At 46.5% G+C, this 21170-nt stretch carries 19 protein-coding genes; 13 read left to right on the top strand and 6 right to left on the bottom strand.

The features are described 5' to 3' along the window. Window positions 1–29: 29 nt before the first annotated feature. Together ACPW7N_RS18180 and ACPW7N_RS18175 are read left to right on the top strand one after the other, a co-directional pair. Window positions 30–1667 (top strand): dynamin family protein, encoded by a 1638-nt coding sequence (locus ACPW7N_RS18180; RefSeq protein ID WP_425652530.1) that lies wholly within the window; start codon window positions 30–32, stop codon window positions 1665–1667. A 16-nt stretch (window positions 1668–1683) separates the two neighbouring features. Then, the gene (locus ACPW7N_RS18175) at window positions 1684–3651 is read left to right on the top strand and encodes a dynamin family protein (protein ID WP_425652529.1); all 1968 of its coding nucleotides are present in this window, start codon (window positions 1684–1686) and stop codon (window positions 3649–3651) included. Between the two features lie 81 nt (window positions 3652–3732). Here ACPW7N_RS18175 and ACPW7N_RS18170 read toward each other — a convergent pair whose 3' ends face one another. After that, window positions 3733–4191 (bottom strand): hypothetical protein, encoded by a 459-nt coding sequence (locus tag ACPW7N_RS18170; protein WP_425652528.1) that lies wholly within the window; start codon window positions 4189–4191, stop codon window positions 3733–3735. A gap of 333 nt (window positions 4192–4524) precedes the next feature. On the opposite strand from ACPW7N_RS18170, the gene ACPW7N_RS18165 reads away from it, so the two are divergent. The 7 genes from ACPW7N_RS18165 to ACPW7N_RS18135 all read left to right on the top strand — a co-directional run bounded on the left by ACPW7N_RS18165 (window position 4525) and on the right by ACPW7N_RS18135 (window position 10387). Then, window positions 4525–4737, top strand: coding sequence for a cold-shock protein (locus ACPW7N_RS18165; protein WP_425652527.1), 213 nt, complete (start codon window positions 4525–4527; stop codon window positions 4735–4737). Window positions 4738–4936: 199 nt separating this feature from the next. Then, window positions 4937–6070 (top strand): amidohydrolase, encoded by a 1134-nt coding sequence (locus ACPW7N_RS18160; protein WP_425652537.1) that lies wholly within the window; start codon window positions 4937–4939, stop codon window positions 6068–6070. 13 nt (window positions 6071–6083) lie between these two features. Beyond that, complete coding sequence (locus ACPW7N_RS18155) at window positions 6084–6926, top strand: alpha/beta hydrolase (protein ID WP_425652526.1); 843 nt, start codon at window positions 6084–6086, stop codon at window positions 6924–6926. Window positions 6927–7085: 159 nt separating this feature from the next. Then, window positions 7086–8720 (top strand): citramalate synthase, encoded by a 1635-nt coding sequence (gene cimA / locus ACPW7N_RS18150; protein ID WP_425652525.1) that lies wholly within the window; start codon window positions 7086–7088, stop codon window positions 8718–8720. A gap of 113 nt (window positions 8721–8833) precedes the next feature. Then, a complete protein-coding gene (locus tag ACPW7N_RS18145; RefSeq protein WP_425652524.1) occupies window positions 8834–9370 on the top strand; it encodes an ECF transporter S component in 537 nt (178 codons plus the stop codon). A 160-nt stretch (window positions 9371–9530) separates the two neighbouring features. Continuing rightward, complete coding sequence (locus ACPW7N_RS18140; protein ID WP_425652523.1) at window positions 9531–10091, top strand: hypothetical protein; 561 nt, start codon at window positions 9531–9533, stop codon at window positions 10089–10091. 56 nt (window positions 10092–10147) lie between these two features. Continuing rightward, the gene (locus ACPW7N_RS18135) at window positions 10148–10387 is read left to right on the top strand and encodes a hypothetical protein (protein WP_425652522.1); all 240 of its coding nucleotides are present in this window, start codon (window positions 10148–10150) and stop codon (window positions 10385–10387) included. Window positions 10388–10456: 69 nt separating this feature from the next. Here the strand turns inward: ACPW7N_RS18135 and ACPW7N_RS18130 are convergent, their stop codons facing one another. The 4 genes from ACPW7N_RS18130 to ACPW7N_RS18115 form a co-directional block, all read right to left on the bottom strand. Next, window positions 10457–11059, bottom strand: a complete 603-nt coding sequence (locus tag ACPW7N_RS18130) for a hypothetical protein (RefSeq protein ID WP_425652521.1) — start codon at window positions 11057–11059, stop codon at window positions 10457–10459. Window positions 11060–11194: 135 nt separating this feature from the next. Then, the gene (locus tag ACPW7N_RS18125; RefSeq protein WP_425652520.1) at window positions 11195–11425 is read right to left on the bottom strand and encodes a DUF1128 domain-containing protein; all 231 of its coding nucleotides are present in this window, start codon (window positions 11423–11425) and stop codon (window positions 11195–11197) included. An 81-nt stretch (window positions 11426–11506) separates the two neighbouring features. Beyond that, window positions 11507–14002: a U32 family peptidase gene (locus tag ACPW7N_RS18120; RefSeq protein WP_425652519.1), complete on the bottom strand. Its 2496-nt coding sequence runs from the start codon at window positions 14000–14002 to the stop codon at window positions 11507–11509. A 114-nt stretch (window positions 14003–14116) separates the two neighbouring features. Continuing rightward, complete coding sequence (locus ACPW7N_RS18115; RefSeq protein ID WP_425652518.1) at window positions 14117–14707, bottom strand: TetR/AcrR family transcriptional regulator; 591 nt, start codon at window positions 14705–14707, stop codon at window positions 14117–14119. A gap of 204 nt (window positions 14708–14911) precedes the next feature. Here ACPW7N_RS18115 and ACPW7N_RS18110 point away from each other — a divergent pair, with 204 nt between their 5' ends. After that, on the top strand, window positions 14912–15385 hold the full coding sequence (locus ACPW7N_RS18110; RefSeq protein ID WP_425652517.1) for an N-acetyltransferase: 474 nt from the start codon (window positions 14912–14914) through the stop codon (window positions 15383–15385). A 162-nt stretch (window positions 15386–15547) separates the two neighbouring features. After that, window positions 15548–17692: a methyl-accepting chemotaxis protein gene (locus ACPW7N_RS18105; RefSeq protein ID WP_425652516.1), complete on the top strand. Its 2145-nt coding sequence runs from the start codon at window positions 15548–15550 to the stop codon at window positions 17690–17692. A 31-nt stretch (window positions 17693–17723) separates the two neighbouring features. Here ACPW7N_RS18105 and ACPW7N_RS18100 read toward each other — a convergent pair whose 3' ends face one another. Then, window positions 17724–18857, bottom strand: coding sequence for an MFS transporter (locus ACPW7N_RS18100; RefSeq protein ID WP_425652515.1), 1134 nt, complete (start codon window positions 18855–18857; stop codon window positions 17724–17726). A 94-nt stretch (window positions 18858–18951) separates the two neighbouring features. Here ACPW7N_RS18100 and ACPW7N_RS18095 point away from each other — a divergent pair, with 94 nt between their 5' ends. Continuing rightward, window positions 18952–19692, top strand: a complete 741-nt coding sequence (locus ACPW7N_RS18095) for a GTP pyrophosphokinase (protein ID WP_425652514.1) — start codon at window positions 18952–18954, stop codon at window positions 19690–19692. Beyond that, entirely contained in the window at window positions 19693–21138 is a 1446-nt protein-coding gene (gene pepV, locus ACPW7N_RS18090; RefSeq protein ID WP_425652513.1) for a dipeptidase PepV, read from the top strand. It abuts the gene before it with no gap. Window positions 21139–21170: the final 32 nt, after the last annotated feature.

The raw sequence follows: 21170 nt of genomic DNA, 5'->3' as shown, positions 1-21170 counted from the left end.
GAAGAGTGAGAGATGGAGTTGATTTAGAAGTGAACAGCAATCAGACCGTTGAGCTTGCCAGAGAATCAAGAAGTTTGGTGGCTCGACTGGAATCCATTCAGAATCAGATGCACCGTGAGAACGATCAACAGCAATCGGATAAATTGACACAATTGATTGATAAAGTAAACACAGGGGAAATGAGCATTGCGTTCTGTGGTCATTTTTCGGCGGGTAAGTCAACGATGATCAATACGCTGTTAGGAGCCGAGCTTCTCCCGTCTAATCCGATTCCGACAAGTGCCAATGTTGTGAAGATAAAAAGCGGAGAACCTGCTGCACGGGCTTATACTCGCCATCACGGGGTTGTCACGTTCGATCCCACCACTGAGATTGACAAGCTGAAAAAATACGCCGTTGACGGAGATACAATCGATTGGGTGGAAATTCAGTACCAGGATCTTTTTCTTGGGGAGCATGCCAGCTTGATGGACACGCCGGGCATTGATTCGACCGATGCGGCACATAAAATTGCTACCGAGTCAGCCCTACATTTGGCTGATGTCGTGATCTATATGATGGACTACAACCACGTCCAGGCCGAAGAGAATTTCAACTTTACAAAAACACTCAAAGATCGAGGCAAGCCCGTGTATCTCGTCATCAACATGATCGATAAGCACGTTGATTTTGAGCTGGATTTTGACAGCTACAAAGAGAGTGTAGAAGAGTCCTTTGCGACGTGGAACATTGTACCGGATGGTATTTTTTATACGTCTCTGGCAGAGCCGGATCATCCCGAGAACCAGTATGAGGAATTCAAGGCAAAGCTGGTTCAGCTCTTGACCGAGCGTGAAGAGTTGATTGAAGACAGTGTCAAACAGTCAGTCCTTTATTTGATTGAAGAGCACGCAAGATTTCTGTCTCGTCAACAGCAGGATCAGCGAGAAGCTCTAGAAGGCCAGCTTGTGACGGACATGGAAAATGTAGACCCTTACGATGCCAAATCCATTTCAGACAACTTACAAGAAGTACATGCGAAGCTCAGTGAAAATGTCGCACAGGTAGAAGCTGCGAAAACCAACATGGAAAAAGAATTGCAATCTCTGTTGGAAAATGCCCGACTCACCTACTACAGCACGAATGAAGCTGCCGAGAAGTACCTGGAGAGCCGCAAGCCGAACTTCAAGGTAGGGTTTCTTTTTGCCGGTAAAAAAACAGAGGAAGAGCGTGCCCAGCGACTAGAGACATTGCTTGCTGACTTCCGTGAAAAAGTGGCGAGTAATCTGGACTGGCATTTCAAGGATTTGATGAGCAAGCTTCCTGAAGCGTACGGACTCAGAGATGATGAATACAATAAAGCCGTACACGCTACCACCATCGAGATCACGCCTGACTTCCTCGCTGCTCAAGTGAAAGAGGGAGCAGGATCTAGCGAATACGTCATGAACTACTGCAAGGATATTTCGAACGGGATCAAAGCGGAATACCGTCGTGTGGGGCTGGACTTTATTGAAACGATCCATAAGCAACTAGCCAACCGTCTGGAAATGGAAAACAACCGTTACCGTGAACAACAAGAGAAATTGTCCAAACTTCATAGTGTCCACAAGCAGTTGCAAAAACTGAGCGAACGGGAACAGGCTGCGACTGAATCCATGCGTTCGATTCTAGCTACAGGGGAATAAAGGAGATTATAGTAAAATGAATCAGTTAAAAACCAAACTGCTAACAGCCGCAGACAAACTGCAAAGAACGAGCAGTGAAATTACAGCGATTCCAGGAATGCAGACGCTGGCAGCGGAACTCACTCAGCGTGCGGAGCGTTTGCGTACCAATCAGTTTACGGTAGCGTTGTTCGGAGCGTTTAGTGCGGGTAAATCCTCTTTTGCCAATGCGATGATGGGCGATATGGTATTGCCAGTTTCTCCGAATCCTACCACAGCCGCGATCAACAAGATTATGCCGCCAACCGATCAATACCCGCACGGGACAGTTCGTGTGATTGTCAAAACCAAACAGGCGATTGAAGCCGATGTGCTCCGTTCCCTTGCCGTGTTTGACCTGACAGCGAATGATCTTGAGCAAGGACTTGCAGCAATCGGGTCCATCGATGTTGCGCAGATGGCTCCCCAAGCGAAACCGCACTATACGTTTTTGCGTGCAGTGGCCAAAGGTTTGCCGGAAATGGCAGATCACCTGGGCAAAGAGCTGATTGTTGACCAGCAGGCGTTTAAATCGCTAGTCGCCAAAGAAGAAAAAGCATGCTTCACGGAGTATATCGAACTCTACTATTCTTGCCCGCTAACGGATCAGGGGATCGTCCTTGTTGACACGCCTGGTGCGGATTCAATCAATGCCAGACATACAGGCGTTGCCTTCGACTATATCAAAAATGCGGATGCGGTTTTGTTTGTCACCTATTACAATCATGCGTTTGCCCATGCGGATCGGGAGTTCCTTTTGCAAATGGGGCGTGTCAAAGATACGTTTGAACTGGACAAGATGTTTTTCGTCGTCAATGCTGCTGATTTGGCAGCAACGCCAGAAGAGCTGACCGGAGTGTTGCAGCATGTGGAGAAGAATCTGCTCTCATGCGGAATCAGACATCCACGTCTGTACCCGATCTCCAGCCAAACGGCACTGCTTGCTCGCATGCATGAAAAAGGAAAGCTGGCTGCCTCTGCTGAGAAAGTATACCGCCAACGTACCAATGCAGGTGAAACCGATCCACTTCCTTCACCGGAAACAGGATTGGAGCTGTCAGGGATTTTGCGTTTTGAGCAGGATTTCATGAAATTCAGCCTGGAAGAGCTGACCGAGATGGCAGTTACGGCAGCACACAATGAGATGAAGCGTGTGGATTTGACACTCCAGGAGTTTATTGAGATGGCTCAGGCTGGAGAGGATGTGCGCAGAGAACGCAGGGAGCAGGCGGAAGTTGCACAGGACAAGGCTATTTCGTATGTTCGTGCCCATTCTACCGATTCAGAAGAGCGTGATTTCCAGCGGGAGCAAGATGAGCTTGTCTACTACGTCAAGCAACGGTTATTCTTCCGCTTTAATGAACTGTTTAACATGGCGTTCAACCCTGCCGTGATCAAGGATGACGGGCGAAATTTGAAAAAAGCGCTGCAAAGCTCTCTACAGGACCTGCTCCGCTCGATTGCCTACGATCTGGCTCAGGAATTGCGGGCTACCACACTTCGTCTGGAGAAATTCCTGAATAAACAAGGGAACCAGATGATCAAGCTGTGGGAGCGTGAATTGGGAGCGTACACGCACAACTTCCAACTGGCGCCCTACCAGCCTCGTAAGGTAGACACTCCTGACTTTGACGAAGAGCTGGCTGTTTCACTTGCGAGCTTCCAGTCTGCTCTGGGACTGTTCAAGAATACGAAGGACTTTTTCGAGATGGACGGCAAAACCAGAATGCGGGATGAGTTGGAAAAACTGATGCAACAACCCGTAGATACGTATCTGGCAGGCGGTTCTCGGAAGCTGGGACAACGTTTTGCGAGTGAGTTTTCTCAAATGGTCGAGGAAGAGAAATCACATGTTGTGCGCCAGATAGAGGAATACTTCACTGGACTGTTTGCCGCAACCGATATGAAAATTGATGTTGATGAGCTAAGGCAAAAGCAACAAGTGATTAGTGAGTTCTTGCAATAACTACCGCTTAGCAAAAAACAACTAACATAGAAGAAAGCCATCGGGTTTATGCTCCGATGGCTTTCTTTGGGTTGTTCTTAGCTATTGAACTTGAATTTGACCTGACTGATCGAGAATCACATTGAACTCATGGACGAGAGTAGGCTCGGCATTCGGGTTTTTCAAATCGTGTTTCAGCACCTGAAAGTTGCCGTCTGCCGTCAGCTTCCCTGCGAATTTGACGCCAAACATCTCCGAGGTGTAAAAGTCGAAGTTGGCTAATTCGGTATTTTTCAGTTCTTCAGCGATAATCTGTCCGTCACCGGTGAACATGGCGGCACGCAATTTTTCAGAGGAATCGTATTTTTGTTGCAGGTATGCCTGCAATTGCTGGGCAACTTCGGATTGAGCAATTTCCTTTCCTTTCTCAATCACTTGCTGTCCAGCCTCTACGGCCTGCTTGCCAGCCTCGATTGCTTGCTGTGCGTCCTGTACGGTTTTGTCCAGGTCACCACAAGCTGTGAGCAACAATGCCATGAGAAAAACCAGAATGATACGCATGGGTGAAATCTCTCCTTTTTTTTTCTGTGAAAAACGTCTTAACGTTTTTACCGAAGTAAATGCTAGATGTTACGCTGAGGCACCTTGTCACAAAAGTGGATGTGACCGCGTGCGGTCAACAAAACGGTCATGACCGTTTTGTAATATGGGATATGCATGCTTGCTTATAAGTAAATCCAATATTCATTCATTGTAGCCGAAAACAGCAAAGTTTAGAATACGAGGCAATGGATTTCTCCCGCAAATATTGTGCAAATATAGGCTCCAACATTTCCTCTCTTGCATAGGATAGGTTAAGGCTGAAGAAAAGCCCGATTGACAAGGAGGATTTGTATGATGCAAGGAAAAGTAAAATGGTTCAACAAGGAAAAAGGCTATGGTTTCATTGAGAAAAATGGTGGTGGGGACGTATTCGTACACTACACCGGAATTTCTGGCAACGGGTATCGCAACCTAGAAGAGGGTGAAGCAGTAACGTTTGATATTGTCGATGGACAGCGTGGTCCACAAGCTGCAAATGTTGTACGCAAAAGCACCAACTCATAACTGATAATACGACTGGGACCATCAAAAGTTCCGGTCTTTTTTTATTTACCGCAAAGAGAATATGCACATGAAAGTTTCACTCTTTTGCTGTTGCCAAAGAACGATTATAGTAAAACTAACGCATTATATGAACAGGCAGGTGGTGGTTATTTTGTTAAGCGATCAATTACATGATTATCTGCAGCAGGTTGAATCTCAAATGATCAACTGGCGTCGTCATTTTCATCAATACCCGGAGTTAAGCTTTCAAGAAGAGAAGACTCCAGCGTTGATTGCCGAAATTCTTAGAGATTTGGGTGTAGATGAGATTCGGGAAGGAGTAGGCGGTCGTGGGGTGGTAGGTGTTCTCCGAGGAAGCCAACCAGGCCGGACGGTTGCTTTGCGGGCGGACTTCGACGCACTCCCCATCCAGGATCAGAAGGATGTGCCGTATAAGTCGCAGGTACCTGGTGTGATGCATGCATGCGGCCATGACGCACATACCGCAACTTTACTGGGGTTGGCAACTGTTTTTGCCAAGCATCGTGATCAGATCAAAGGGAATATCGTATTCATTTTCCAACATGCTGAAGAAGAAAATCCAGGTGGAGCGATCGCAATGGTGGAGGACGGGGCATTGGATGGAGTCGATGCCATATTTGGTGCTCACCTCTGGTCAATGGCTCCGATGGGGAAGGTGTGGATCGCTCCCGGCCCGATTATGGCGAATGTCGATGATTTCACTATCGAAGTCAAGGGTAAAGGCGGACACGGTGCCATCCCGCAGGAAACGGTCGATTCCATCGTGATCGGATCACAGATCGTGATGAATTTGCAAACTATTGCCAGCCGCAACGTGAGCCCATTGGATAATGTTGTGGTTACGATCGGAACGTTCCACGCAGGCGATAACTTCAACGTCATTGCCGATTCGTGCAAAATGACGGGTACGGTACGCTCGTTTTTACCGGAAGTGCGTGATTTGGCGGAGAAACGGCTTCATGAAATCGTTCAGGGAACGGCTGCCATGATGGGCGGAAGTGCTACTGTGGAATATGACAGAGGCTACCCGGCCGTGATCAACTATGAGCAAGAAGCGGAAATGGTGCGGCAAGCAGCCGTATCAACAGTAGGCGAAGCTCATGTCGATCGGATGGTACCGACCATGGGTGGCGAAGACTTCTCCTACTACCTGCAAAAGGTTCCTGGTGCATTTGTGTTCATCGGAGCAGGCAACCCGGAGAAGGGAGCCGAATATCCACATCATCATCCCCGTTTTGATATTGATGAGAAGTCCATGTTGAACAGCGCAGAGGTTCTCGGCAGAAGTGCACTTCAATATTTGGGATCGTAGGAGGCAGGAGAGCATGCAGCAATCCTTTACACTCAAACTGGATGACCACTTAACGCTACGTGGCAATGTCCATGTTCAGGATGATACCGATGGCAAACAACCCGTCCTGATCTTTTGCCACGGGTTCAAAGGCTTCAAGGACTGGGGAAGCTTCCCGTACGCTTGTGAAGAACTGTCCAAACAGGGAATTACCGTAGTTCGTTTCAACTTTTCCTGCAATGGGGTTGGTGAGAGCGAGACGGAGTTTGATGAGCTTGAGAAGTTCGGGGTCAATACATATGCAAGAGAAGTCCTTGACCTTCAAGCTCTCGTCGAAGCACTGACAAGCAACCAGCTACCTTTTCATGAAAGAATGAATCTGGATCAGGTATTTATTGTGGGTCACAGCAAGGGCGGCGGAGATGCCATCCTGTTCGGGGCAGAACATCCAGTGATCAAAGGAATCATTAGCTGGAACGGGATCGCCCATGTAGATTTATTCGACCAGTCCTTGCGAGAAGAGGTGGCCAAAAACGGCGTCGGCTATATTTTCAACGCACGAACCAAACAGCAAATGCCGATACGCCAGGCCGTGATTGACGATGTAGATCGCAACAAAGACCGCTACGATCTAATTGCCAAAGTAAGCAACATGAAAAAACCGCTGCTCATCATCCAGGGGGATCAGGATTTTGCCCGCTTGGTAAAAGGGGCAGGCACCTTGCATGAATCGGCAGCGAACAGCAGATTGCATTGGATTCAAGGGGGAGACCATACCTTCAATACGAAACATCCTTTTGCAGGAAGTTCACCAGCATTGGAAGAGGCAATCCGAGAGACGAGTAGCTTTGTCTTGAACGCAGTTCCAGAGAATTGATTTTTATCATCAAGTCACCTTTATCGGGTGACTTTTTTTTACAACTGAAGCCATCTGTTTTTATTTTTTTTACTACAAGCCTGTGGTATACTAGGTGGCAAATTATTTAGATAGAGACTAAAAATTCAAAAAATTACAAAACAAGTGGAGATGGACAAAATGGGAGAAACAGGAGAGGAAAAGGTATTTCTGTACGACACCACACTGCGAGATGGAACACAAGGAGAAGGCATCAGTTTATCCGTGGAAGATAAGTGTAAAATCGCACTCCGTCTGGATCAATTCGGCGTAGATTTCATTGAAGGCGGCTGGCCGGGTAGTAACCCCAAAGACATGGCATTCTTTGAACGAGTAAAGAGCATGTCTTTTTCTCATGCCCAAATTACTGCTTTTGGATCGACCTGTCGTCCGGGTGTAGCAGCCGATCAGGACGAGAATTTGCAGGCGATACTCTCCAGTGGCGTGGAGGCGGCAGCGATTTTTGGCAAGTCGTGGGACCTGCATGTGACAGAGGCATTGAAAACCACGTTGGATGAGAATCTTCGCATGATTCGAGACTCCGTTGCTTACCTCAAGAGCAAAGGGCTGACAGTACTATTTGATGCGGAACACTTTTTTGATGGATATAAACGAAATCCGGTCTATGCACTTCGGGTGCTGGAGGCTGCGGAAGAAGCGGGAGCCGATTGGCTGGTCTTGTGTGACACCAATGGAGGAAGCTTGCCTCACGAGGTACTAGAAATTGTCACGGACGTGAGAGCTTGTACCCACATTCCACTTGGCATTCACAGTCACAATGACGGAGAGCTTGCCGTAGCAAATGCACTGATGGCCGTCCGAGCCGGTGCTACCCAGGTGCAGGGGACGATGAATGGAATTGGCGAACGTTGCGGAAATGCCAATCTGGTCTCGGTCATTCCTAACTTGCAGCTCAAGTTGGGGTATTCCTGTGTCGAGCCAGAAAAATTGACTCAATTGACCAAGCTATCCCGCTATGTAAGTGAAATTGCCAACATGGTGACTCCCAATAATCAGCCTTTTGTGGGGAACAGTGCCTTTGCCCATAAGGGGGGTATTCATGTCAGCGCCGTCCTCAAAAATCCGGAGACGTACGAGCACATGCAACCCGAAGAGATCGGCAATCGCAGACGAGTATTGGTTTCTGAACTTTCTGGACAAAGCAATTTGCTGGCAAAAGCCGAAGAACTTCAGTTAACCTTTGATAAAGAAAATCCGAAAGCAAGACAAATGATCAAAAAAATTAAAGAACGGGAGCATCAAGGCTATCAATATGAAGGCGCAGAAGCATCCCTTTCACTTATGCTGCTGGAAGCGTCAGGTGAATTGAAGGAACTGTTTTCACTGGAAACATTCAAGATCCTCATGGAAAAAACAGCCGACAATTCCATTCTTTCCGAAGCGGTTGTGAAACTGCGGGTTAACAACCAGACGGTACATACGGCAGCAGACGGAAATGGTCCAGTCAATGCGTTGGACAATGCGCTGCGAAAGGCACTAGGTGAGTACTTCCCAGCCCTTGCTGATATGCATTTGACGGATTATAAAGTACGTGTCCTTGACGAAAGTGAAGCAACGGCTGCGAAAGTACGTGTATTGATTGAATCAGCTAGTGAAGGAGAGCGTTGGAGCACGGTAGGTGTGTCTACGAATGTGATCGAGGCGAGCTGGGAGGCATTGGTTGACAGTATCCGTTACCTTTTATGGAAAAACGGCTATCAACGAGAAGAGCCTAGCCAAGAAGCAGAGTCTAGAGTAGGAATCAGTAATCATTGATAAAAAATAAGAAAAAGTGAGAATTTTTGGTAGAGAGAAGGTTTTGCCAACTGAATCGCAGGGTATGTAAAATAGGAGTATCGTGCATATTCGAAATCCAGGAGGCACACCACTTGAATACGAAACGATCATCCTTTCCAAAATGGCTGCTTCTCACTATTGCTACCCTTTCCTATACTGTACTTTCTTTAATAACTGCAGATATCTTGATCGCACAAAACAGTTTTCGGCCAGCAATCGCACTGCTTGCGGTTTTTGCAGCAATTGAGGGTCCGCTCTTTGGATTTATCGTCGGCTTTATTGGTAATGTAGGCGTCGATTGGTTTGAGGGTTCCTTCTGGTGGCACTGGAGTGTAGGCAATGGCATCATCGGTCTGATTATCGGGCTGCTTTACCTCGTACCAGGATATCATCCTCGCAAGGGTGAGATTACCTTCGCTCATTACGTGATGTTTATGATTCTCTCAGCGGTCGGCAATTACGTTGGTCTTATCCTAGCTTCACTGGTCGATGTGTGGCTGAACCAGGTTGATTTTATCTCAGCAGTTTTTCAATGGGCATTTACTCCGGCAACCGTCAATGTGCTGATGATTGGCACCCTTGGGGTTGGAGGTTTGTATCTGTATGCGAGGATGAAAAAACACAAATGATCATAATGTAGCCCCCACTTTTTTCGCAGCTTGCGGAAGAAGCGGGGCTTTTTCGTTTTTTCACTTAATGAAGATGAAAGTATATTTCAAAAAAATAGATGGAACAATACAGGGGTGAATTACGTCTCGTGAGTAAATAAGAAATGTTAGGGGTGGCATCATGAAAAAAACATGTGGTTTTGTCATGATATTGGCTTTGTTAACCAGTATCGTTTTAGCGGGGTGTGTCAATGAAGTAAACACTTTACCCAAAAACGAAAATGTACAGCAAATAGAGAAAACACAGCCTGAAAAGGTGAAGGTGGATGTTACGGCAGAAAAAGGCATTACCTACACAAATAATGAGTATGGATTTACGTTCTCCTTACCAGCAAGCTGGACAGGGTATCAGATAGTTATGGAGAAATGGGAAGGGAATTCGCTAAAAAATCAAAACCAAGGAGGGGCTGTTGTGACGGGTCCGATGATTCTGATCCGGCATCCTGAATGGAAATTGGAAAATCCGCGACAAGATATTCCAATCATGGTTTTTACACATCAACAGTGGAGCTCTCTTCAACAGGGGGAGTTTCATATTGGAGCAGCTCCTATAGGCCCAAAGGAGCTTGGTCGAAATCGCAAGTATGTATTTGCTCTTCCGGCAAGATATAATTTCGCATTTCTCCCCGGTTATGAAGAAGTAGAGAAAATAATAGCAAGCGGTGCACTTCAGCCAGTCTAACACTTTCATTACTGCGAACATGCAAGCGTATATTATTGATGTCAGGAGGATGAATCGTGCGCAATATGGATGCCAAGCAAAACCCCCAACCATATCCGTATGAAATAGACATTCGACTAGCTTTTGATCAACGAATTCAGGAAGAAGTGCTTTGCTCGTTATTGGAAGACATGCGGCTGGCCATACAGACGAATTATCCGATCATGCAAATCAGCATCATAGGTGATGACAATGTATGTCCAACCAAAATAGCTTCGCAAGGGCAGGAGCATCGTGAAGATGTTGTGCCAACGTAAAGTAGTAGGCAAAAAAGAGGTCAACCAGATGAATGAACTGGTTGGCCTTTTGGTTAATCGACGGATTTTCTAAAATTCAAGGAAGACGCCTTTCTTCTCGATGAGCCACTGCTGGAATTCAGCTACCGTCGTCACACCATAAGACAGCACTGCATCATAAATATCCATGCTTTTAAAGTCCTGGAAGTAGCGGGGATGACTGCATACGACTTGCTTGATCAAAAGCAGCTTTTCACGATGTTCTTCGGAAATGGAGTGCTTGAGCTCTGTGGCTGCATGGGTGAAGCCGTTCACCTGCTCGGGATCAAAAATCCATAAATCGATCTTCCACATGTCCGTAAAGTCGAGGTACGTATAGATTCCCCAGTATACTCCATCCGGAAAGCCAGGGCGTTTATGAATTAGCTCGTTGCGGTAGTTCATTGCATGAGGACGGATGGCGAGTCCGATCTCTTTTCCCAGGTTCAAGTTCTGCTCCAGGTCGAAATCATTTACTTCCAGATAAATATCCAAGTCTCTCCACGTCATCGTATCGAGGTAGTAGCTCCCAATGACATGTGGCTTGCCGTACTTTTCAAGAATCGCAAGCAGTCCGTAATCGTAGAGCAGAGCGTCTGCTTCCGTCTTTAGTTGATTATTTAATTGATAAACCTCTCCGTGAATCGTACTCATTTCCTGTTTCTCCTCCAAAAAAGTATATCGGGACATAATACTAAATAACCCTTTTTTTGTAAATGTCGAAACTCACAAAAAAGCCTTTGTGAATGACTCACAAAGGCATCTTGTTTTTTGATTAACACAACGTATTTATTTTTGCTTGCGGAAGTTCCCCAGTTCCTCAACGATTGCCGTCATCTCATTAATGCTGAAGGAAGGCTTTTTTTGCACCATGTTGTAGAGGTAAAGCAAATCTTCATAGTTAGCAAGATCAAAGTCTTCGGGACGCATCACAGCCGTGTTGGCCATGTTCAACTTTTGTTTGATCCCCTCAATAATAACGGCGAGATTCTCTTCTGTAGGTGTTTCCAAATTAGGCATATTTTTTACCCCTCTCCTTATAGGAAGTTCAAAAAGCCTGGTCCTCCTTTTTGAACTGTATCCTTTAGTAAAAAACGTAGGTTATTTCGTCAACTGGCCACGGGTAACTCCCAACTGATTTGTTGCTTTGAGCGCTTTCCAGACGTGAGTACCACTAACTTCTCCCCGCATCGCTTTTTGATACAAGGCAATCACTTCTTTTACCCGATCCGGTTCTTCTTCGAGGAACTCTACACGGTAGCTGCCGACGCCAAGCTTTTTGAACTCCGGCAAATACTCTGCCCCTGACTGATCGATGGCGTTGTAGACGGTATTGCGGCATCCAGTATCGACACGAACAGGGTGGGAGAATCCAACCCGATCCTTGAGCGAGATGCGTGAGCTTTCACACGGTGTACCACAGTTCGTATGATCCGTGCCTTCGCTCAGGAAGGTACAGTAGACACAGTGCTCGGTGTGGAACATCGGCAAATGCTGATGAATGACCATCTCGATTTTCGAAGCGTCGCTATGTTCCAACAGATCGATCATTTGCTGGATATTTAAATCATAAGACGGTGTCACTTGCTGTAGACCTGTTTCCAAGAAAAGCTCGACAGCTTTATGATTGGCAATATTTAAAGAAAAGTCTCCGATTAGCGGGATGTGGAGTTCATGTTGACGAGACAAGTAATAGTACAAGGCACCCGTGTTGCGGATGAGGATCGCATCTGGCTTGCTGCGAGCAATCAGTTCCAACACACCATTTTCATCAGGCATGTGAATCCGCATAGAGGCGAGAGCAATCTGTTTGCCATAGCTGTGTGCCAGCTCAACTGCCTTCGGATAATCTTTGACAAATTCAAAATCGGCGTAAATGAAGTCAACACCGGTTTGCGCTGCTGCTTCCACCTGATCGAGTGAACGGCAAAGAGCAGTAAGCTTCGGCGAAACATCAGCAGGATCTACCTTCGGGACATCAGCATAGACGTTGATGTTACGCTTTTGATAAGGACGTGGCTTGATCCGAAGCTCCAAAAGGGCGTCAACAGCTTCCCGACGCATCCGGTTCAGTTCACTCATGGGAACAATTACGTTTCCTTCGATTTGTACCGTTAATCCGTCTGCCTCTAGATGATACACGGTTCCACCGAGACGACTGAACTGGTCGAACAGAGTCTCGTGTGTTAGAGGGCGTTTGATCGCTTCCTCCAGTGGCTTTTCGGATTGGATCGTTACGGCATTGTTCGTCTTTGGATCAACCCATGTCGTCTGGAGCATTTCACCGACTCGACCAACCACATGAACAAGCAGAGGATGCGTAAAATACGGCTTGTCTGTCTCAAACGATTTGCGCAGGCGCTTGTTGAGTTCCATATCGTTGGTTTTCCAGACACGATCACCCACATGGATCCGGTTCAACTTCACGTCATTTCGTCCCATGACGATTTCGTACAGACCTTTTTCCACTTTGCCTTCGATCTTTTCCCCACGTTGCAGGATATCGTAAACACGGCCGCCCTCTTCTTTTTGCGTAGGATCACCTGCGTCAAATACGATACCGTCACCACGTTTTAATGGAGATTCAAGCTCTACCAGAATGCCATGCTTCAGGATTTTCTTCACGTTACCCAAGAACACGCCACGGCTTTTCGGGAAAGAACCATCCAGCAATGTCCGGTTGTTGGTTCCTAACAAGAAGCCAGGTGTGAAGCCACGAGAGAAGCTCTGTTGGAGTTCGCGCATCTCTTCTTTCGATGGGGTGACGCTTTTCCCGGCGAAGTAGCGGTCAATGGCTGCTCGGTATTTGCTGACTACATTGGCAACGTACTCAGGGGATTTCAAGCGCCCTTCAATTTTAAAGGAAGTCACTCCTGCTTCAATCAATTCAGGCACCAGCTCGAGTGCTGCCAAATCTTTAGGAGACAGGAGGTAGGCGATGTTGCCCATTTCTTTTTGTTCCCCGTCGACAATCAGATCGTAGGGCAGACGACAGGCTTGTGCACACTCCCCACGGTTGGCAGAGCGGCCTCCCCACATCTCGGAAGTGAGGCATTGACCGGAATAAGAAACACACAAGGCTCCATGCACAAAAACTTCCATCGGCAGCTTCGCTTGATCGCCGATTTTTTTAATCTCTTTCAACGAGTTTTCTCGACCAAGCACGACCCGTTCGATATCAAAAGGCTTGGTAAATTCAACAGCTTCCGGGGAAGTAATCGTCATCTGGGTAGAACCGTGGATCGGGAAGTCAGGGGAGATCTCACGAATCAATTTGACGAGCCCTAAATCCTGCACGATGACCGCATCAACCCCGGCGTCAATACAGGCGTCGATGAGTTGGCGAGCTTCCTCCAGCTCATTTTCAAAGACAAGAATGTTAAACGTAAGAAACCCTTTTACACCATACAAGTGAAGGTATGACATAATTTCAGGAAGCTCGTCCATCGTGAAGTTTTCCGCACGTGCCCGAGCGTTGAATTTTTCTACACCAAAAAAGACAGCATCGGCGCCATTGGCAACTGCTGCTTTGAGACTTTCCCAATGACCGGCCGGAGCGAGTAACTCGATATCTTCTCTACGAATTGTGTTTTGCACTAGGTTGGTACCTCCAGAGTGATCTTTACATTCTCCATCATAGGAGAAGTAGCAGCCATTCGCAAGCAATCTGACCCTGGCAATATGTGATTGAAAGAAAAAGAGCCGGATGCGCTATGCGTCCAGCCCTTCAAAGACGATTGAGACCTTTTCTTCCATAATTTCTTCCAATGGCCAAGCACCATCTGAACGTACCCAGTCATACAGCGCATTATAATAGATATTCTCCAGCATGTTGGCTGCGACGAGCGGGTTGAATTTGTTCTTGAGATGTCCTTTTTCTTGGGCTTCCTCGATGAGATCAGAGAATAATTCTCGCAGTTCAAGATAGACGCTTTTATCAGATTCCAAAACCTTGCGATGCTTCATGGACGATTCAATCAACACCTTGATAAAATCGTAGTTTTGGATGTTTACTTCATTCATGATCTTGTATATGCGCAACACCTTTTGCTTGCAACTGTCATCGATGTCCCATTCTTCTCTTCGTTCTTCTATTTCCTGAAGGCGCTCGTACCCCCAATGTGCGAGGATTGCTTCTTTTGATGTGAAATGAAGAAAGATCGTTCCACGAGCCACATCAGCCTCATCAGAAATCATATCGATCGTAGTCGCTTCAAACCCGTGCTCTTTAAATAGCTTAATAGAAGCGTTAAATATTTTTTGTCGTGTTTCACGTTTCTTGCGTTCCCGTCGTGTCGTCATCACGAACACCCCCATGAGGGATATTATACCATATCAGTACAAAACTCTGACAAGTGATCAAAGGACAAGCGTCTGAGATGAAAAAAAATGTCTGAGAAGGGAAAAAGGGCTAGACGAATCAGAAACACGAATGTATATTTATATATTATTACGAATAATTATTCGTATCGGTACATTGCGAGCAGGAAAGTGGGGAGTACAAAAATGGGAATGACAAAAGCGCTCACAATTCGCCATGCAACGATGCATGATGTGGATCAGATGCTTACGATTATCAATCAATATGCACAACAAGGGCTGATGCTGCCGAGAACCAAACTGTCTGTCTGTGAGAACTTGCAGTCATTTATTGTTGCCTTTGATGGAAACCAGGTTGTTGGGGTAGCTGGCTTGCATATATTGTGGGAAGACCTCGCAGAGATACGTTCGCTAGCGATTGATGAGAATGCTAAAGGGATGGGGATCGGCAAACAGTTGGTGCTCTCCTTGATCGAAAGAAGTGGGCAGCTCGGGATTAACCGGATTCTTTCATTGACGTATCAGAAGGAGTTTTTCGAGAAGTGTGGTTTTCAGCTTGTTGCCAAAGAATCATTACCGCAAAAAGTATGGAAAGATTGCATTAACTGCTCGAAGCTTCCTGTATGCGATGAAATTGCCATGATCTATGAAGTAGCTTAAGAGGATTTTCAAAAAGTGGGAAATATCGCTTTGCAAGAAAATATTTTACAGATAAAGCATAGTCTAAAAGATTGGAGTTTCCAAATTCTTGTGATAAGCTAGAATATACAAAAATAGACAAGAATTTCGAATTTTCTTTTCTTTTTCAAGGGGGCTATGCTTATGAAAATCGGAACACGACTGCTTCTAATCCTCCTGCTTGTAGGAACATTGCCTCTGACAGCAGCGGGGTTTTTTGCATACACCCAAAGTAAGCAAGAACTATTAAAAAGTAGCGAACAAACGCTGGAGGCTTTACGGAATAGCCGCAAGGAGCAAGTAGAGAATTACTTCAGCGAACGCTCCAAAAATCTTGATTCGATTGCGGGTTCTTCCTCTGTCATTCAACTGTTCTTTGCATTTGAGCAGGTTTGGCGCAAAGGGAAAAACGACCCTGCGTATCAGGAGCTGGAAGTAAAAGCCGGCAAAGAGATCAAAATGATGCAAACTCGCTACGGGTTTTCCAATTTCTACGTGGTCAATGAATTTGGCGACATCATTTTTCAGGCCAAGCCACAAAATGACTTCGGTACGAACCTGTTAACTGGCAAATATAAAGACACGCCATTCGGTCAAATTGTTGCCAAGGTATCCAAGTCACAAAGTACGGAAATAACGGATGTTGCCCGCTATGAACCGTCTGGCAATAATCCGGTGATCTTTATGTCCTCGCCGATTTTTGAGCAAGGGCGAATTATCGGTCAGCTTGTAGCGGAGGTTTCCCTTGATTACGTATCACGCTTACTTGATCGACGGGAAGGTTTAGGGCAGACAGGGAAGGTCTATCTCATCGGGCAGGACAAGTTGCTCCGCAGTGAGTTGTATGTAAACGACGGGACGACATCCCTGCTTACACAAAAAATTGACACACCACTTGCAGACCAGGCATTGCAACCAAGTGAAGAAGGTGCAACTTTGCAATCCCAGGACTTCCGTGGAGTCGATACGTTGGTCTCCTATAGCCCGATTAAAGTAGGAAATTTGAAATGGGCAATTTTCGCTGAAATGGACATCGCTGAAATTATGGCAGCGCCAAACAAGATTCGCAATACGGCCCTTCTGTTTAATGCCATCGTATTTGTCATTGTTGCCATTGTCGCTTCCATGACAGCAAGAGGACTGCGCAAGCCGATGCAGCGAATGGTTCAAGTTACCGAACAGATTGGTGCTGGCGACCTTACCGTTCAATTGGAACAGAACTATCTGACACGAAAAGATGAAATAGGCGACATGGCACGTGCATTTGGACAGATGCAAGGCAGTTTGACAGAGATTCTTGGACAAGTAAAAGAGGCAGCCGTATCTCTGAACAAATCGACTCAGGAGATCAATGGAAATGCAACCGATGTATCTGCTTCCACAGAGCACATTGCCCACATTGTTGTTGAGGTAGTAGGGGCAGCGGATCACCAAGTGAACCGAATGGAACATACCCTGACACTGGCCGAGCGCTTGTCCAATGGCATACAGGTAGTGGCGAGCAATGCCGAACAGGTTGCTCATTCAGCAACCGAAATGCAAAAGAATGCCCTACAGGGTCGAAAAGCGATGGAAGGAATTATCATGCAGATGCAAGAGATTCACGGTTCCGTTAAGGATTCTGCGGATGTCATCAGCAAACTGGATGGTTTATCCCATCAAATCTCCCATATGATTCAGGCTATTACTCAGATTGCCAACCAGACCAACCTGCTAGCCCTGAATGCTGCTATCGAAGCAGCAAGAGCGGGTGAGCATGGCAAAGGCTTTGCTGTCGTTGCTGGTGAGGTAAGAAAGCTGTCTGAAGGAACAAATGAAGCGGCGCAAAACATCATCCAGATCGTCAGTGAAATCCAGAAGGGTACAGAACAAGCGGTACAACAGATGCAAACAGGCAGTCAACAGGTAGAGTACGGATTGCAGACAGCCCGTCAGTCAGGAGATATGTTCCATCAGATTGAACGTACCATCGATCAGGTAACACGTGATATTGAAGGTGTGAGTTCTGAGGTTGGCAAGATGAACCCAAGTGCATTGGAAGTGGTTCGCTTCGCCGAAGAAGTATCCGCTTCATCCGCACAGGCGTCATCCGGTATGCAGAGCATATCGGCAGCCATTGAGGAACAAAGTGCTTCGATGAACATGATTGCGACCTCGACTGATCAGTTGGCAGAACTTGCCCATGATCTGGAGGAATCACTGCAGCGATTCAGCATTGCCCAACCTGCGACAAAAGAAGAAACACCAGAAGATTTGCCAGAAGAAATGTCAGCAGAAGCGGAAGTGTAGTTATACAAAAAAGAGACCGGAGCTCCCGGTCTCATTGTTTTTTCTTTTGCATAAACAGGCTGAAGACAAAGCTCGCAAATGACAGACCAGCCATCACCTGATAAAGTGTGGAGACTTGATAGTACTCCAGGACCCAGCCACCGATGAGTGAGCCAATAATCCCTGACAGACCGAAAAACAAAATGGCCAATATGGTTTGTCCCGTTGCTTTCCATTCTTCGGGTATCATGCTATACAAGTATTGAATCGACGCTGTGTAAAAAATAACAAACGTGATTCCTTGCATAATCTGTAAGTACACGATCCACTCAGGTGAAACGGCTATGGAGCACAAGAAATAACGGATCGAGTACAATAGAGCGGCAATCGAGATTAACTGAATTTCTTTGAATCTCTGTAAAAACCAGAAGCTTACGGCAAACAGAAAAACTTCACTGACGGATGAGATAAACCACGACTGCCCGATCAGGCTGGTTGTACCCCCGAGGCTCTGAATGGTAATGCCGAGAAAACTGTCATTCATCCGATGAGGCAGGGCAGTAAGGAAGACCAAAATGAAAAACCAGCGTGTCTTTGGATAAGTAAAGAATTGACGTAAGCTGCTGAAAGAGATAGGCTTGCTTACGGAGGGGACATCTGGCAAAAGATAGCAGACAAAACAGGTGATGATGCCATATGCTGCAAATAAAAAACCAAGACTGGAAATTCCCCAATACTCCGCTAAATAGCCGACGAACAGTGAAGTCGTTGCATAACCAATTGCCCCAAACATGCGGATCGAGCCGAAACTGACTTGCATCTCTTGTGACAACTGATAATTAAGGCTTTCGGTCAATGGATCAGTTGGCAAAAAGATGAAGTACATGAGTCCGGTGAGAAGCATGAGAATCAGGAAGGTGCTTGCCTGAAACATCGCAAAGCCGATGATCACGGAAAGGAACAGGGTAAGCAGAATGATCTTCCTGACCGTTTTGTACTTGTCACTGATGACTCCCCAAAAAGGCTGTGACAATACACCGATGAATGCACCTGCGCTGATGATGATGCCGATTTGAGAAGCAGGCAGGTTTTGCGCAAAGAGATAGACGGGTAAAAAGGAAATAAAAATAGCCAATAGAGAAAAATAAAAATAGTTGTAAACCCTTACAATGAGGGAAGAAATCATTGGATGACCCTTTCTGGATTGATCTAATTAGAGGATATTATCACAAATTTGTTGAATTGTAACCACGATGGAGTGTAGGCCGGAGGGAATGAACGTGCAGAAAGTTGACTGGGAATTGTACCTGCTGCCATATGAACAGGCGGTAGAGGAACTGAAAGTAAAGCTGAAAAATCTTCGCAACGAATTGAAAAAACGGAAAGAACACGCACCAATCGAGTTTGTGATGGGTCGTGTTAAAACCATTAATAGTATTTATACCAAGGCCAATCGCCTGCAGTTTCCGATTAACGAAAACATCGGATGGGAGCTTAGGGATATTGCCGGAATCCGTATCATGTGCCAGTTTATCGATGATATTCGAGCAGTTGTCGAGCTATTGAAGCAGCGGAAGGATATGCAGGTTTTCCTGGAAAAAGATTATGTCACCAAGCCAAAAGAAAGCGGGTATCGCGGGTACCATTTGGCGATCAAATACCCTGTCCAGACGGCAAGAGGCGAGGTAATTATTCCAGTAGAGATTCAAATCCGCACGCTCGGCATGAATTTCTGGGCCACAACAGAACATTCGCTGCATTATAAGTATGAAGGCATTATCCCAAGCAATATTCGTCAGCGCCTGATCGAGGCTGCCAAGGCTTCCTATACCCTGGATAACGAAATGAACAATATCCGGGAAGAAATCAAAGAAGCCCAGATTGCTTTCACTCGCAAAAGAGAGATGCCTGTCGACCATATGTTGGGTCTGGTGGAACTGGACCTCGATGTTGATGACGATATCGAATTGGGAGAGTACTCCAGCAAGTCTAGCCATGGAAATGAAGGGATGGAAGAGTAAATGTCGGTTCAATCAATTAATTGGATGGAAGAAGTGCTCAAGCGCAAAGAAGCGCTACTGGCAACCACGCAGGAGTTCCTGCGCATCAAGAGTGTACTGGATGAATCTACTGCTGGGCCGAACGCTCCGTTTGGCAAAGGGATTGCGGATGCTCTCGAATTTATCCTTGATCAGTGCAAGCAAGCAGGGATGACGACCAAAAACGTGGACGGCTATGCTGGTCATGGGGAGTTTGGTGAAGGAAAGGAACTGCTTGGCATTTTGAGCCATGTGGACGTAGTGCCAGAAGGGGATGGCTGGACTTCACCACCTTACGCAGCCGAAATCGTCGATGACAAGATCATTGCCCGTGGTGCGCTGGATGACAAAGGGCCGACCGTTGCTGCCTTATTTGCTGCACGTATCGTCAAAGAACTCGGTTTGCCTTTAGGAAAACGTGTCCGTCTGATCTTTGGTACAGACGAAGAAACATCCTGGCGTTGTGTCTCGCATTATTTCGAAAAGGAAGAGATGCCGACGTATGGCTTCACACCAGATGCCGATTTTCCTTTGATCTATGCGGAGAAAGGATTGACACATCTTGTTTTCTGTCAGACGAAGGAGGCATGGCAAGGTCTGGCTGTGGAAAGCAAGAGCAGCATTGATGCAAAGCTTACGTCACTGTCTGCTGGTCTGCGGATGAACATGGTTCCTGACCGAGCGGAAGCAACACTGGTTTCCCAAGATCGATCAACGGCGGTATTGGTTGAGTTGTTCAAAGCTTATCTGGACAATAACGGCTTAACTGGAGATGTACGGGTGGACGGGGATCAGGTCGTTTTAGGCTGCAACGGGGTTTCTGTACACGGAATGGACCCGGAAAAAGGAATCAATGCTGGAACCGAATTGATCCACTTTTTACATACCCTTGCACTGGATGGACGTGCAGCGCAGTTCGTTCAGTTCGTCGAAAAATACTTGTATCGCCAGCACTATGGTCAAGCACTCAACATCGCTCATACCGATGAAGAGATGGGGCCACTGACGATGAACACAGGAATCATCCGCTATGAATCAGACGGAGCCGCTCAGTTTGACATCAATATCCGCTATCCGCATTCACAGCCGTATGAGAACTGGCAGCCAGCGGTGAAACAGGTGCTTGGTGAGTTCGGCTATACACTGGAAACACTGGATCATCTGAAACCGCATCGTGTGGCGCCAGACCATCCGCTAGTTACAACCTTGCAAAGAGTGTATACAGAGCAAACAGGACAGGAAGCTGATGCTATGGCAATCGGTGGTGCGACATATGGTCGTTCTCTCGATGTGGGAGTTGCATTTGGCATGCTGTTCCCTGGCCGCCCTGATTGTGCCCACCAGCGTGATGAACATGTCTTTATTGAAGATATGCTCAAGGCAACTGCACTGTACGCTCAAGCTATTTACGAGTTGGCGAAGGCGTAGCGAATTACGATATGAACCTTGTCTCTAGAGAG

This window comes from Brevibacillus nigriterrae (genome assembly GCF_049846925.1).
Classification (GTDB): domain Bacteria; phylum Bacillota; class Bacilli; order Brevibacillales; family Brevibacillaceae; genus Brevibacillus_H.
This window is presented reverse-complemented; position numbering and strand designations above follow the sequence as displayed.

Coding starts and splice junctions, on each gene's coding strand:
- ACPW7N_RS18175 (WP_425652529.1), top strand. CDS start 1,684: ATGAATCAGTTAAAAACCAAACTGCTAACAGCCGCAGACAAACTGCAA.
- ACPW7N_RS18170 (WP_425652528.1), bottom strand. CDS start 4,191: ATGCGTATCATTCTGGTTTTTCTCATGGCATTGTTGCTCACAGCTTGT.
- ACPW7N_RS18165 (WP_425652527.1), top strand. CDS start 4,525: ATGATGCAAGGAAAAGTAAAATGGTTCAACAAGGAAAAAGGCTATGGT.
- ACPW7N_RS18160 (WP_425652537.1), top strand. CDS start 4,937: ATGATCAACTGGCGTCGTCATTTTCATCAATACCCGGAGTTAAGCTTT.
- ACPW7N_RS18155 (WP_425652526.1), top strand. CDS start 6,084: ATGCAGCAATCCTTTACACTCAAACTGGATGACCACTTAACGCTACGT.
- cimA (WP_425652525.1), top strand. CDS start 7,086: ATGGGAGAAACAGGAGAGGAAAAGGTATTTCTGTACGACACCACACTG.
- ACPW7N_RS18140 (WP_425652523.1), top strand. CDS start 9,531: ATGAAAAAAACATGTGGTTTTGTCATGATATTGGCTTTGTTAACCAGT.
- ACPW7N_RS18130 (WP_425652521.1), bottom strand. CDS start 11,059: ATGAGTACGATTCACGGAGAGGTTTATCAATTAAATAATCAACTAAAG.
- ACPW7N_RS18125 (WP_425652520.1), bottom strand. CDS start 11,425: ATGCCTAATTTGGAAACACCTACAGAAGAGAATCTCGCCGTTATTATT.
- ACPW7N_RS18115 (WP_425652518.1), bottom strand. CDS start 14,707: ATGACGACACGACGGGAACGCAAGAAACGTGAAACACGACAAAAAATA.
- ACPW7N_RS18110 (WP_425652517.1), top strand. CDS start 14,912: ATGGGAATGACAAAAGCGCTCACAATTCGCCATGCAACGATGCATGAT.
- ACPW7N_RS18105 (WP_425652516.1), top strand. CDS start 15,548: ATGAAAATCGGAACACGACTGCTTCTAATCCTCCTGCTTGTAGGAACA.
- ACPW7N_RS18100 (WP_425652515.1), bottom strand. CDS start 18,857: ATGATTTCTTCCCTCATTGTAAGGGTTTACAACTATTTTTATTTTTCT.
- pepV (WP_425652513.1), top strand. CDS start 19,693: ATGTCGGTTCAATCAATTAATTGGATGGAAGAAGTGCTCAAGCGCAAA.